This is a genomic window from Haloferax sp. Q22, from assembly GCF_001482285.1.
GTDB lineage: Archaea > Halobacteriota > Halobacteria > Halobacteriales > Haloferacaceae > Haloferax.
On sequence record NZ_LOEP01000015.1, the window covers coordinates 38,167 to 50,754 of the forward strand.

Sequence of the window (12,588 nt, forward strand, 5' to 3'; positions counted from 1 at the left end):
CGATGAGTGGTTACAAAGTCGGCGACCACATCAAGTTCGCCGGCGGGCGTGGAGAAATCACTAAAATCGAGGAACGGCCCAACGGCGGGCACCTCCTCCACGTCTACACCTCGGAGGGCCAGCTCCGCAAACTCCCCAGCGGCCTCCCTCACATCGAGAAACTCGATTCGCTTGTCGACCGGCTCGCAGCCGGCCAATCCGACGCCCCGCTCCATTACGATCTTCGGGAGCGGGCGATCCGACTCGATCTCGCCTACAAGTACGACCGATTCCTCTCGCTGACCAGCAACCGCATCGAGATCGAACCCTATCAAGTCCAAGCCGCCTACGAGATCCTCAACTCCTACGACCACCGCTACCTCATCGGCGACGAAGTTGGCCTCGGGAAGACCATCGAAGCTGGCATCGTCATCGAGGAGCTCATCGCACGCGACCGGGCCGACCGGGTGCTCATCGTTGCGCCGGCGCCGCTGACCGTCCAGTGGCAGGAGGAAATGCGCGAGAAGTTCGACCGCAACTTCGTCATCTACGACCGCGAAACCGTCCGGACCCACCGGAAATCCCACCCCAACCAGAACGTCTGGAAACAGGAAGACCTCATCATCACCTCCATCGATTTCGCGAAGCAGACGACGGACGACCCCGAGTCGGACCGCGTTTCCGTCCTCGATGCCCTCCAGAATCTCGACGAGGAGTGGGACGTCGCGGTCTTCGACGAGGCTCACCACCTTACGGCCAGACGGTCGAGTGACGACTCCATCGAACGAACACAGCGATACCAGGTCGGCGAGGCGGTCGCCGACAACTCCGATTCGCTCCTGCTGCTCACCGGGACCCCACACAAGGGGAAATCAGACCAGTTCTACTTCCTCGTGAGTCTGCTCGATCCGTACCGCTTCAGCCACGAATCACAGATCAGCCCTGACGCGCTTGAGGACCTGATGATCCGGCGGCTGAAGGATGATATGTACGAGACCGACGGGACCCGAATGTTCCCCGAGAAGAACATCGAGGCACTCCCAGTCGAGATGACTCGCGAGGAGCGGAAGCTGTACGACGATGTCACCGAGTACATCCGCGAGTACTACAACCTCGCCCAGCAGGAGGAGAACCAGGCGGCGGGGTTCACGATGGTCATCTACCAGAAGCGGCTGGTCTCGAGTATCTACGCGATCCGGAAGTCCCTTGAAAACCGGATGCGGGCGATTCAGAACGACGCCGTCGCAGAAGACCTCCCTGACGAGGTTCAGGACCTCATTCCGCGGTATAGTACCGAACCCGAGACGCTCACCGACGCAGAACGCGCTCGGGTCGAGGAGGCGCTTGAGACGGTCACGATTACGCTCAATCAGTCGCAAGTCCAGCAGGAACTGGACCGCGTCAAACAGCTCTGGCAGCAAGCTAAGAACATCGAGACCGACTCGAAAGCCCGACTGCTTCGCCAGTTCGTCGATCGCATTCTCTCCGATGACCCCGACGAGAAGATCCTGATCTTCACCGAGTACACGGACACGCTGGAGTACCTGCGTGACGAGGTGTTCCCCGAGCACGATATCGCGCAGGTGTACGGCGATCTCGACCAGGATCGTCGACGAGAGGAGATGGAGAAGTTCGAACAGGAGGCGAACCTGATGCTCGCGACCGACGCCGCCCAGGAGGGGCTCAACCTCCAGTTCGCTCACATCATGGTGAACTACGACCTGCCGTGGAATCCCATCCGCATCGACCAGCGAATGGGGCGACTCCACCGCTACGGCCAAGAACATACCGTCGAGATCCGCAACCTCTTCTTCGCCAACACCCGCGAGAGCGAGATTTTGAATCTCCTCATCGAGAAGACCAACCAGATCGAGTCTGACCTCGGGATGCGCTCGGACGTGCTCGGTCGCGTGTTGGAAGACGTCGACCTCGATAAAACCATCATGGCGGCCATTGCCGAGGGCCAGCCGACCGAGGAGGTCGTTGCCGACGTTGAGGCGACGATCGAAGAGCGCAAGGAAGCGATCCAGACCGTCGAAGACGACTTCCTCATCCGAGACAGGTTCGACCTCTCGGGCGAAGACGACGAGATTCTGGACGTCATCGAGCGGAGCCAACACGGCGAGGTGTCCGAGAACGATATCGAGACGCTCGTTCGGGTGTTCTTCGACGAGTTCGGTGGTTTGATCACGGGCGTCCGCCCCGGTCCCGCACGGACGGACGGCGACGTGTTCCAACTCGACGTCCCCGATGTACTGAATGGCAGTCATGTCCACCGCCGCTACGAACGGGCAACGTTCACCAAAGAGATCGCCATTGTGGAGGACGACATCGAGTTTATCTCGCTCGATCATCCACTCGTCCAATCACTCATTGAGTTTTGCCTGGACTCGGAGCGAGTCCAAGGCCAGGTAGCAACGAAAGTGGCTGCGAGCGCTGATCGTGCGCCGGGCATCCTCTTCAATTACCGACTCGGCTACGTCTCAGGGGCCGGAGACGTAGTGACCGAAAAGTTCGTTCCACTCTATGCCACGCTAGACGAGTCAATTATGACGGAGGTTCCGGAGTTCGTGGAGACGATGCCACCGGAAGATGCAGCGTCCCATCCGGATTGTGAACAGCTCGCTGCAGTGGTTGACGACCTCCATCAGGCGGCCGAGATGGAGGCCTGGACGCAGGTAGAATCATTTGCTCAGGAAGCTCGCTGCGAGCGTGAACGCGAAATCGAGATCAAGCGTGAACACGCCGAGCGTTACTTCGCCGAGCAAATCGAGGAATGGGAGGAGCGCCTCGAAACGTACCAGCAGCGTGCAGAGCAGGGGCGGGACATGTCCGCCCCGATTGGGAATGCAAAACAGAAACTCGAGAGTCTCCGTCGTGAGCGCGAAGCGGAGCTTGCGCAACTCGACGAGGAGCAACACGTCACGCCGGAAGAGCCCGACCTGGTGACCGCAGCGTTTGTCGTTCCATCGCCGCAGGTGGGCAACTGATGGTAGAAGTCGTCAACGTCGTCGCGTCGGGAGCCCTCGATGTGGAACTCGATCTTGAGGCAGTCGCCCGAGACCTTGACGACGTCGTCGACTACGATCCCGAGAAATACCCTGGTGCCTACGTTCGATTCGGTGGCGACGAGCCGCTGGTCACGCTCTACCGCACCGGGAAGTACATCATCACCGGAGCGTCATCCGAAGCCGAGGCTGGACAGCTCCGAGAGAAGTTCCTGACCCTCCTGCATCGCCACGGGATTGTCTCGGCTGCCGAGGATGCCTGGTTCACCGTCCAGAACTACGTGTGTATGGCAGATATGGAGCGGTCGGTTAATCTGTCAGCCCTTGCGATCGGCTTAGGGCTTGAGGTGACGGAGTACGAGCCTGAGCAGTTCCCCGGCTTGGTGTACCGACCTCACGACCACGCGTGCGTACTACTGGTATTTGCTACCGGGAAGGTGGTGATCACTGGCGCGCAAGAGACTGAGTCAGCTGAAGCAGCTTTCGCAGCGTTCCGTGACTCAATCGAAACACTGCTTGCAGACGAGTGATCCGCTGAATCGCGGCCCTGTTAACCAACAGAATCTGTGTATCGCGATTATTGTTGGTTAACTGCCGCCAGTTAGCCGAAGCGTTGCAGGAGGTCAATTTCGAGAAGGGCTGAGCCGAGAGGTTTTCCCGCGATACGACCAAGGACTACCATGCCCTTTACCGCGAGCTGGCGGACGCTCCTCGACGAGTGTGAGGAGCTCGCCGCGGATGCGACGCTCATCACGCCTCTCTCGGAGACGCGATTCCGCATCACCGACACCCAGGAGCACCGCATCAATATCGAGTTCGTCGATTCGGGTGACCCGCAACCACTGCAACGCGAGCAGTTCGAAACGCTGGCCGAACGAATCACTGACGCTGGCGGCACCTTCGAACTCCAGCGACTCCCACCGGACGCCGAACCGTACGCGGCAGTACTCAGCCTGCATCCCCGCTACGAGATCGACGACCGCGAGGGTACGCTCACAGAAACCGACGAGCCGACGACATCCCAACTAATCAAAGGAGCCACTACCCAGTCCGCCGACGACCAGGATGACGCCGCAGACCGCACCGAGCCAGATCTCGATGTCTACGCTGATATGCTGTTGCTGATCGACGCCCTCGAACGCCACGATCCAACCGCACTCGAGGACTGTGAGACGCCCGTGCTCATCAATCTCTATACGTTGCTGTCGGACGTCCAGCGCAACGCTGGCGACCTTCGCCAGGACGTGCGTGAGGTACTCCTTGGGCGGCTCCACCATGACCAGCCGGTCCACGGTCAGTACGGCTCCGTCCAGCGGACGAGTCGGCGCAATCGCTCGCTGAAAGACGACGACGAAGTCATCGGTGTGCTCGAAGATGCGGGCATCCCTCGCGAGCGGATCATGGCCGTCGACCGCGAGAAGGTCGACGACGCCTTGGACGTGACCGACCTCTCCGAATCGGCTGTCTACGAGATCGAAGCAAGTGAGTACGTCCGGAAGGCCGACGTCGACGAGGAGCACAAGGAAACGCGGCTCCAAGGGCTGAAAGATCAGCTTGCGCTGAGCGACGATCCCGATGCCGAGAAGCTTCGTCAGGAAGTCGACGAGCTTGAGCAGCGTATCGAGGAGCTGACCGAGTTCAAACCTGGCACCGATATCAGGTGACCACACGAACTGATTTTTCTGATCCGGATTAACCAACAAACCGGACGGAGCGGGAAGATGTTGGTTAATCGCCTTGCTCAGAAGACGTGCAGAGTCAAAGCGCGTAGATGAGATACAATGTAGTCAATGAGATCATTGACGTCGTTGAGAGAGTATAGTTTATATGACCTCATTGAATTCATTGAGATATGTCTACATCGACGAAACACGTCGCAGTGTCGAACCAGAAGGGTGGAGTCGGCAAAACCATGGTTGCCATCAATCTCGCTGGTGCACTTAACCAGCGAGGCCATACCGTCCTCTTCGTCGACGTCGACCCACAAGGAAACGCCACTGAAGGCCTTGGCCTCTCCGAGGTCTATGAAGAGCCTGAACCGAACCTCCGATCAGTACTCGTCTCACAAGACACAGCGTTATCCGAGATCATCGAGACACATCCCGAGATGGATCTCGTTCCTTCAAATATCGATCTGTTCAAAGGCGAAGCCGAACTCGTCACCGAGATGCAAGGACGCAAACGGCTCCAGCGGGCCGTCGCCGATGTCGGCGGGGGCTACGACTTCGTCATTTATGACTGTCCCCCCTCACTCCTCGTCTTGACTGACAGCGCGCTCCTTGCTGCACAGAACGTTCTCATTCCCGCCCTTGCAGAATCTACGTCAACCCGCGCGCTCGATATTCTCTTTGATCAAATCGACACGCTCGAGGCCGAGTATGAGACATCAATCACCGAGCAGGCGATCGTTGCGAACCGTGTCGAACCCGATGGCGAAGCCGAAGAGATGATGACGTGGTTTCAGGAAACCTTTGAGCCGGGGCTACCCATCTTCGAGATACGGAAGCGTGTCGTCCTCAAGCGGGCGTGGAGTAATGGAGTCTCAGTGTTCGAACATACCGAAGACTGTGATATGGAAGGCGAGTTCGACCAGCTCGCTGCCCATCTGGAGGACGCCCTATGACTGACGATAAGAAGACGGATCGGCAAAACCGTATGAGTGAACGCTTCGGTAGCAGAGCCGAGCAGAGTGAGTCCGTAGAGGATGAAGAGACAGAGACTGAGGAGGTACTCAACAACGACAACGAAGTCAATGACGTGAATGAGATCAATGAGACAGTTGAATCAGACAAATCTACAACGTCCTCAACGACATCAAAAACATCATCTACCTCAACGACATCATCAGAGTCAATGGATTCATCGACATCATCTGATTCAAAGACAGTTCGTGAGACGAAGGCACGGACATTCTACCTTGGAACGGATCGTTTGAAGCGGTTAGACCGGCTCTACAAAGAGATGTCGTTAGAGTACGAAATCGAGTTTGAAGAAGATCTCCCGAAAAATGATGCGTTCTACGGTGCAGTAATCGACGCCGTCTGTAACCGGACGACAATAGAAGAGGAGCTCGGACTGACAGACGACACAGAAGAAGAATCGACGTAGCTTGCACAGTACCTCGCGGATACGTGTGGATGGTCGGAGTTCGAGTTGCGTATCCGGCTCAAGCATTTTGAAGGGTGGGAGGATCTTGATCAGGAATAGCGTGCGTTGCAGTACAGCGATTTTCCGGCGTCGCCATCCCGTGAGAATCGAATCAAGCCTTATCCGTCGCATCCGCGAACTCCCACTTGTATGTCACCGAGAAAACAAGTCTGTCATCATCGTTCACGCCGCTCGGCTGTGACCGGCGCGACGACCCACGAGCACCGTCTCGGTACCGGGGGTGAGCGCCCGTGGTGATAGTCGAGTCGCTCGTCGGCAACGGGCTGTTCGTCCTGTTCCTCGCGGTGCTCGTCGGGATGGGACTCGGCAAAATCAGCGTCCGCGGCGTCAAGTTCGGCGTCGCGGGCCCGCTCTTTGCGGGGCTGGTGCTCGGCCACTTCGGCTTCACCGTCCCCGACGCGTACAGCGGGCTCACGCTGGCGCTTTTCGTCGCCGCCGTCGGCCTCATCGCGGCCCACGAAATCGAGGGGACCGTCAAGGCGTACGGCCTCAACTTCGTCGCCGTCGCGGTGCTGATGCCGACCGTCGCGCTGGCGCTCACCTACGTCTGGACGCAGTTCGTCTTCCCCAACGCGTCGACGCCGCTCATCATGGGTTCGTTCTCGGGCGCGCTGACGAGCAGTCCGGGGCTGGGGTCGGCCATCGAGGCCCTCCCCGCGGCCGCCCGGCAGGACTACCAGATCGGCCACTCCGTCGGCTACGTCGTCGGCGTGCTCGTCATCGTCGTCTTCCAGCAGTTGTACCCCGTCATCGCCCGGTTGGACCTCGATGAGGAAAAACGCCGCTTCGACGAGGCTATCGGCGGCACCGACGACGACGAATCGGGCTCGTCGGTCACCGAGGTGACGTTCAGCGTGATGGGCTACGCGCTCGTCATCGTCGCCGGCGCGGTCATCGGGTCGATTCCGATTCCGATGGGACCGTTCGGCACGCCCTCGCTCGGCACGACCGGCGGCGTCCTCGTCGCGGCGCTCGTCTTCGGCTACTTCGGCCGGGTCGGCCCCGTCCCGACGCGCATGGACACCGGCATCCTCTCCGAGATTCGGGCGTTCACGCTCGCGATGTTCCTCGCGGTCGTCGGCATCGGTGCCGGCGGCGGCTTCCTCGCGACCATCGCCGAGTACGGCCTCCAAATCGTGGCGGCCTCGGCGCTGACGAGCTTTATCGCCATCCTCGCCGGGCTCGCGCTCACGCGATACGTCTGGGGCATGGACTGGATTAGCGCCGCCGGCGGCATCACCGGCGGTCACACCGACACGAAGGGACTCGCGGCCGCCGTCGACGCCACCGGGGCCGACGAAGTCGCGGCGGGCTACGGCAACACCTACCCCTTCGCGCTCCTGTTCATGGTCGTCTACGCGAAGCTCCTCGTCCTCGTCATCCCGCTCGCCGCGTAGCGCTGAGGATGTCGCTGTACGGGGCGACCCGGCCGCAAACCCACCGCAGTCGGGCGCTCTCTCTCTCGCGTCGCGTCCGCACTCGACCCCCGGTCTGGGTCGCCGACGACCCGGCGGGGGCTGGCTCCCGCACGGTGACAATCGAACCGCCGATTGATGCGCTCACGGCGCGTCTTCTCGCGCATGAGCGTGCACGCGAACACCGGTCCCGACCGCACCCGACGACGCGAGCCCTTCCCGGCGTACGGGCCCGTGGACGCGGCGCTCGGGTTCGCCGTCTTCTTCCTGTTCGTCGAGCGCGCCACGCCGACCATCGTCGAAATCGCGACGAGCGTCTTCCCCGAGCTCTCGGCCTCGACGGTCGGCTTCGGGCTCGCGGCGATGCTGTGGTTCGTCTTCGCGCTGACGACGCTCGACCAACTCCGCCGGCAACTCGCGGCGCTCGGGGTCGTAACGGGCGACAGCGGCCGAACCGACGGCGCGTGGTCGGGTCGGGCTGTCCCGTCCGTCCCGTGGCTCCTCGTCTCCGCTGTCGTCGCCGTCGTCGGCGGGTTCATCGCCTCGGTCACGTTCGACCGCGCCGTCGACGCGGGCATCGCACTTATCCGACTCGTCGCGGGCCTCGGCGTCGGCGCGTTTCCGGCCGGCACATCTCCGGTTGGCGCGTTCCCGCTCGTCGAGTTCCTCGCGATGGTCGTCTTCTTCGTCGCGTTCGGCGCGGCATCGCGCTCGCTCGACAGGCTCGTCGTCGGGAGCGTCAGGGTCGCGTTCCGAGTGGTCCTCCCGTAGGACGCGTCAGGAGACGAGATTTTCTTTCCCGCGAGACGTATCGAACCACAAGACTGTTATCCTAGTTTTCTGATTGACAGAGACGAGAGTCCCCATGAAGCGTCGCACGTTCCTCCGACTGACCGGCCTCGGGGCCGCCGGCGGACTCGCCGGCTGTCTCGGTTCGAACTCCCCTCCCCCGCGGAAATCGAGCGTCGTCTCCGACTTCGAGGCGTCCGACGGCTCGCTCGTCGTCGACCTCGCCGACCAGACGTGGGTGATGTCACGCTACGAAGCCACGGCTCTGTAGTTTCGACACACTGCGGTTGATTTCACGGATATCTCACGCTCCGGCGGAGGTTGTAGACGGTGGCTTTCAGCAGCATTTCACGGAACTCAAGCCACCAGCTTCGCGCACGCACGGCTGCGCCGAGCGTGCGCTTGATTGACGAGAAGACAGTTTCTGACATGGAACGCTGGTGGTATCGATCACCGTCCATGCGGGCGTTATGGGCGTGATCGAGCGGGTTCATAATCCTGTGCTTGATCAGCGGTCTGATGCCGTTGTCGCGGAGTTCGTCGCGGAAGGCTTTGGCGTCATAGCCTCGGTCGGCGGCGAGGCTCCGCAGGTCGCCGGCGTTGCGCCGGGCGACCTGCGGGCCGATCTTCGCATCGTGTTTCTTCGAGGTCGTCGAATGGATGTCGGTGATGTACAGCGTTTCGACATCCACGAGAGCAGTGACTTTCAGCGCCCGGACGCGGTAGTGTGTACGATTAGCGTAGTGCCGGCTGGGCTGGTCGCGGTCGAAGCCTGTCGAATCGATAGCAGCGTGGCCAGTGCGTTTCTCGGCTGACGCGCCGAGAAACGCACGCCACGTCTTCGTCGGAATCCGCGCAAACCACGTGCGGAGAACGGTGTAGTGAGGCAATCGCGTGAGACCGATCTCGTCGAGGACGCCGGGCATCTCACTGAGCAAATCCACCGCGACGCGGTAGGATTTGCCCAGCTCGATGCGGAGTGCATGCAGCGTGAGCATCGCCCACTCGGCGAACCCGCCACCCCCTTCGGGGTCGGCGGGTTCGTCTGGATTAGCGACAACAGATTTAGCCTTAGCCACCGTAACACGCGTGAGGAGACGGAATTCCGATACCACAACACTCCGTCTCTTCGCTTTCTACGGCAATAACGCAGTCGCGGCGTCTCCGTCTAGCGAAACTACAGAGCCGAAGCCACAGACCAGTCGTCGCTGTCGGGATTCGACCCCCAGTCACTGGCCGCGCTCAGCCCCGTCGGGGTCGCGAGCGCGAAAGGCAAGAGCGGCGGCGGTGGCGGCCGCGGTGCGACCGGCCGCGGCACGGGCGGCTACGCCTCCGCCCCGCGGACGGTCCACGGCCACGCGTGGTACCACGGCGGCGACTACGCCGACGACTGGTACGAGAACAACGCCGGGAAAGTGAGCCGATTCCCCGTCGGCGTCGCCGCGCTCGGCGTCGCCTACCTCGGGTCGACCGCGGCGATGAAGTACGTTGAACTTCGAACCGGGCCGAGCGCCGATTCGGCCCGAACCGGCGACGATCTCGGCGCGGTCCGGGGTCAGTCACCGCGCTCGACGAGCGAGAAGCTCCGCAACTGCCAACCGAACGAGAAAAAGCGAGGGCGTCAGACGGTGATGTCTCTCACGAGTTGCGAGCTCGGAGAGGAAACTCAGGCGCTACCCGTAGTCAACGCGGAGGATCTTCTTGATGAACGTGGTGAGCTCCACCGCGCCCCGGTCCTTCGGTCGGTGGTCCGGGAAGTCGTCACGGAGGAACTTCCGGGTGAGCATCCAACCGTTGTACAGGAGTGTGCTGAGCCAGAAGAGGAAGACGCGGACGCCGTGGTCACGCGACCCGGTACGCGCCATCAGCTTCGTCTTCTTCTCAGCGTAGGCGTTCTCAACGCGCCAGCGCTGTTTCTGCCGGCGGATGATGCGCTTCGGACTGTCCTCGTAGTTGAAGGTGCCGTACGGTCGGCGGGCCTTCCAGAGGATGTCCGGAACGTCCTCAACGTCCAGAACGTCCGGTTCGTCCCCGTCCGTGAAGGCATCGAGGCTCTGCTGGCTGTTGCTGATGACGGCGTCGAAGTCGGACTTGTTGGCGTTGTTCCAGTCGGGCTCCGCGACGACGCGGACCTTCTCGGTCAGGTTGTGCTCGGACGACGTGACGGGGTAGTCCTCGTAGTCGTCGAATCGCCCGCTCATAGCCGCGAGCGCGCCTTTGAGTTCGTCGCCCCGACGCTTCAGCCGGACGGACGGCGTGATGTCGCGCTCTCGGCACAGCTTCAGGATGCGCGCCGACTCGAAGCCCGAGTCCAGGCGGAGCGTGTCGATGGAGACGTACTCGTCGGCCTGTTCGAGCAGGCGCTGAACGAGGTCGTGCGGGCCGATGTCCTGCGTATACGGTTCGACCGCGACCGCGACGTCCTTGTCGTGCTCCTGGTCGTGTGCGACCAGCGTGGCGAAGTGGAAGCCGTAGGTCGTTCCGTTCTTCGGCTCACCCTGTCGGTGACCCTCAGCGGGGTCGTCGGTCTGCGGCCAGTATGGGATGACCGTGACGTCGATGTAGGCGTCCAGGTCGCCCTGGAGCATCCCCGCGCCGGTCGCGGCCTCCAGGACGCGGCCGTTGACGCGCTGGAACTCCTCGTGCCACCCCTCAGCGTCGCGCTGTTTGACGGCGTTGAAGGCCGTCTTGATGGCGAAGTCGTGGTCGTTGTCGCTGATAACGTTCGCGGGACAGTCGGCTTCCTGAGCGGCTTCGAGGAACGGTGTGAGGATGCCCCCGGCCTCGTAACTGACGTTGCTGGCACGGTCGAAGTCGGTCTCTTCGAGCATGATCGCCCGGACGTGACGGATCTTCTCGTCCTTCGCGGCCTCGGGGATCTCCGGCAACGGCTCGGAGTCGTCCTCGGCGTCCACCTCGACGAGGTGCGGCTCGGTAAGGCTGTTCGGGAACCCGGCTTCGATTCGCTCGCGGACGTAGTCGGCGTAACTCTCGAAGAACGTCTCCATGTCCTCGAACTGCTCGCGCATCGAGTAGGAGAACGAGGAGTGATCGAGGTTGTCTTCGAGGCCGAGCGACTCCCGAATCGTCGGGTAGCGGTCGAAGTGACGCTCCAACTCGAAGAACGAGCGTCCGGTCAGAATCCGGTAGATGTGGGCCTGAGCGACGGACTGCGGGTGTTCACGCCCACCACCATCGAGCCCGTCCTCACGGTCCGTCGTGAGGGGGCCGGGCTCGTCTGCGACAGCCTGCGCGATGGCCTGCTCGCCAAGAGCGGGTTCGGCCTCCGCGCGGGTGCCGCCGGTCATACACGTAAAAGTCCGAGAACGATTGATAAATCTTCCCCGTCCCATGTCCCGAATTCCACGGCTTCAGCAACTGGTGAGGTGGTAGCGTGACACAAAAATCCGAGCGATACGGCGACTGGAAGAGTCAGATTAGGTCAGAATTAGAGGCATTCGAAGGTGAAGGCCCGCCGTCCATCGAGGAGCTGTGGTCCGTCGCACAGCACGAATCCGAGTCGGCGGCCTCGTGGATTCACGACATGCCGTGTACCGAGCAGGAAATCCAAACGGCGAAGGGAGACGTACTGAAGGCGCTCGTTGCGCTCGAAATGGCAGAGGATCGGCTTAATGAGGTGTCTGACTGATGATTAAAAACCACAATGGAATAGCGGAACTGTCTGTCCACAGGGACGGCACCAAAACCGCTGTCGTGTATCGGACTGTGAACGACGAAGTGATCGTTGCAAGGGGAAGCGGGATGAGCGAAGCGCTTGCGATGATGGCTAATGAGGTGGGTGGCTTCCCCCTTCGATTTGACTACCCTGACGAGCTGAACTTGGAGCCGGCAGTAGCGGAGAAAGGCACCACATCAATCGAGCGTTTCGAAGAACCCGCCAGTCCCGAACTGGATTTCGATGCGCCAGCAACCCCACCTCACATAGATGGAGGTGGGTCGGCGTGAAAGAGTGCTTCAAGTGCGGTGCCGAAATGCGCCCGCACAACTCCGCCTACCAGCCGTGGGATGAAGAGATAATGGTCCTGTGGAAGCCGGCGTCGGACGATGGCGACCACGTCGAAGTGACCGACTCTGGTGGGAAGCATCCGAACACCACCAGTCGGAGGTTCTGTTCCGTGGAGTGCCTGGAGGCGTTCGTCTCGATGGACTATTCGCTGAAGTCGGAGGATGGATAATGAATTCGGACGACGACGTTCGTCAAAAAACCG

Annotated in this window: 12 protein-coding genes and 2 pseudogenes; 12 read left to right on the top strand and 2 right to left on the bottom strand. The window is 61.2% G+C overall.

The features are described 5' to 3' along the window. The first annotated feature begins 2 nt into the window (after positions 1 to 2). The 8 genes and pseudogenes from AM590_RS05280 to AM590_RS05310 all read left to right on the top strand — a co-directional run. Positions 3 to 2,969 (top strand): DEAD/DEAH box helicase, encoded by a 2,967-nt coding sequence (locus AM590_RS05280; protein WP_058826563.1) that lies wholly within the window; start codon positions 3 to 5, stop codon positions 2,967 to 2,969. Further along, positions 2,969 to 3,517: a TATA-box-binding protein gene (locus tag AM590_RS05285; RefSeq protein WP_058826564.1), complete on the top strand. Its 549-nt coding sequence runs from the start codon at positions 2,969 to 2,971 to the stop codon at positions 3,515 to 3,517. The genes AM590_RS05280 and AM590_RS05285 overlap by 1 nt, the downstream gene beginning before the upstream one ends. A gap of 150 nt (positions 3,518 to 3,667) precedes the next feature. Further along, positions 3,668 to 4,651 carry a hypothetical protein gene (locus AM590_RS05290; RefSeq protein WP_058826565.1) on the top strand — a complete coding sequence of 328 codons (984 nt, stop codon included), beginning with the start codon at positions 3,668 to 3,670 and terminating at the stop codon, positions 4,649 to 4,651. A gap of 188 nt (positions 4,652 to 4,839) precedes the next feature. Further along, positions 4,840 to 5,610: a ParA family protein gene (locus tag AM590_RS05295; protein ID WP_058826566.1), complete on the top strand. Its 771-nt coding sequence runs from the start codon at positions 4,840 to 4,842 to the stop codon at positions 5,608 to 5,610. Continuing rightward, the gene (locus tag AM590_RS20410) at positions 5,607 to 6,095 is read left to right on the top strand and encodes a hypothetical protein (RefSeq protein WP_157575437.1); all 489 of its coding nucleotides are present in this window, start codon (positions 5,607 to 5,609) and stop codon (positions 6,093 to 6,095) included. Before AM590_RS05295 ends, AM590_RS20410 begins: the two co-directional genes overlap by 4 nt. A 290-nt stretch (positions 6,096 to 6,385) precedes the next feature. After that, positions 6,386 to 7,552, top strand: coding sequence for a hypothetical protein (locus AM590_RS05300; protein ID WP_058826567.1), 1,167 nt, complete (start codon positions 6,386 to 6,388; stop codon positions 7,550 to 7,552). 183 nt (positions 7,553 to 7,735) lie between these two features. Then, a complete protein-coding gene (locus tag AM590_RS05305) occupies positions 7,736 to 8,341 on the top strand; it encodes a hypothetical protein (protein ID WP_253805884.1) in 606 nt (201 codons plus the stop codon). 94 nt (positions 8,342 to 8,435) lie between these two features. Then, positions 8,436 to 8,618, top strand: a pseudogene (locus AM590_RS05310) (hypothetical protein); the annotation flags it as partial. A gap of 34 nt (positions 8,619 to 8,652) precedes the next feature. Here the strand turns inward: AM590_RS05310 and AM590_RS05315 are convergent. Continuing rightward, complete coding sequence (locus tag AM590_RS05315) at positions 8,653 to 9,474, bottom strand: IS5 family transposase (protein ID WP_082677676.1); 822 nt, start codon at positions 9,472 to 9,474, stop codon at positions 8,653 to 8,655. Between the two features lie 93 nt (positions 9,475 to 9,567). Here AM590_RS05315 and AM590_RS21095 point away from each other — a divergent pair. Continuing rightward, positions 9,568 to 9,867, top strand: a pseudogene (locus tag AM590_RS21095) (hypothetical protein); the annotation flags it as partial. A gap of 165 nt (positions 9,868 to 10,032) precedes the next feature. Here AM590_RS21095 and AM590_RS05320 read toward each other — a convergent pair. Then, entirely contained in the window at positions 10,033 to 11,667 is a 1,635-nt protein-coding gene (locus AM590_RS05320; protein ID WP_058826570.1) for a transposase, read from the bottom strand. A gap of 86 nt (positions 11,668 to 11,753) precedes the next feature. On the opposite strand from AM590_RS05320, the gene AM590_RS05325 reads away from it, so the two are divergent. From AM590_RS05325 to AM590_RS05335, 3 genes are read left to right on the top strand one after another with little or no spacing between them, the layout of a single operon-like run. After that, positions 11,754 to 12,008: a hypothetical protein gene (locus AM590_RS05325; protein WP_058826571.1), complete on the top strand. Its 255-nt coding sequence runs from the start codon at positions 11,754 to 11,756 to the stop codon at positions 12,006 to 12,008. Further along, a complete protein-coding gene (locus AM590_RS05330; RefSeq protein ID WP_058826572.1) occupies positions 12,008 to 12,325 on the top strand; it encodes a hypothetical protein in 318 nt (105 codons plus the stop codon). The genes AM590_RS05325 and AM590_RS05330 overlap by 1 nt, the downstream gene beginning before the upstream one ends. Further along, positions 12,322 to 12,555 carry a hypothetical protein gene (locus AM590_RS05335; protein ID WP_058826573.1) on the top strand — a complete coding sequence of 78 codons (234 nt, stop codon included), beginning with the start codon at positions 12,322 to 12,324 and terminating at the stop codon, positions 12,553 to 12,555. The genes AM590_RS05330 and AM590_RS05335 overlap by 4 nt, the downstream gene beginning before the upstream one ends. Positions 12,556 to 12,588: the final 33 nt, after the last annotated feature.

Bases quoted from the DNA above. Each gene is read 5' to 3' on its own strand.
- AM590_RS05285 (WP_058826564.1), top strand. From the start codon at position 2,969: ATGGTAGAAGTCGTCAACGTCGTCGCGTCGGGAGCCCTCGATGTGGAA.
- AM590_RS05280 (WP_058826563.1), top strand. From the start codon at position 3: ATGAGTGGTTACAAAGTCGGCGACCACATCAAGTTCGCCGGCGGGCGT.
- AM590_RS20410 (WP_157575437.1), top strand. From the start codon at position 5,607: ATGACTGACGATAAGAAGACGGATCGGCAAAACCGTATGAGTGAACGC.
- AM590_RS05290 (WP_058826565.1), top strand. From the start codon at position 3,668: ATGCCCTTTACCGCGAGCTGGCGGACGCTCCTCGACGAGTGTGAGGAG.
- AM590_RS05320 (WP_058826570.1), bottom strand. From the start codon at position 11,667: ATGACCGGCGGCACCCGCGCGGAGGCCGAACCCGCTCTTGGCGAGCAG.
- AM590_RS05305 (WP_253805884.1), top strand. From the start codon at position 7,736: ATGAGCGTGCACGCGAACACCGGTCCCGACCGCACCCGACGACGCGAG.
- AM590_RS05295 (WP_058826566.1), top strand. From the start codon at position 4,840: ATGTCTACATCGACGAAACACGTCGCAGTGTCGAACCAGAAGGGTGGA.
- AM590_RS05330 (WP_058826572.1), top strand. From the start codon at position 12,008: ATGATTAAAAACCACAATGGAATAGCGGAACTGTCTGTCCACAGGGAC.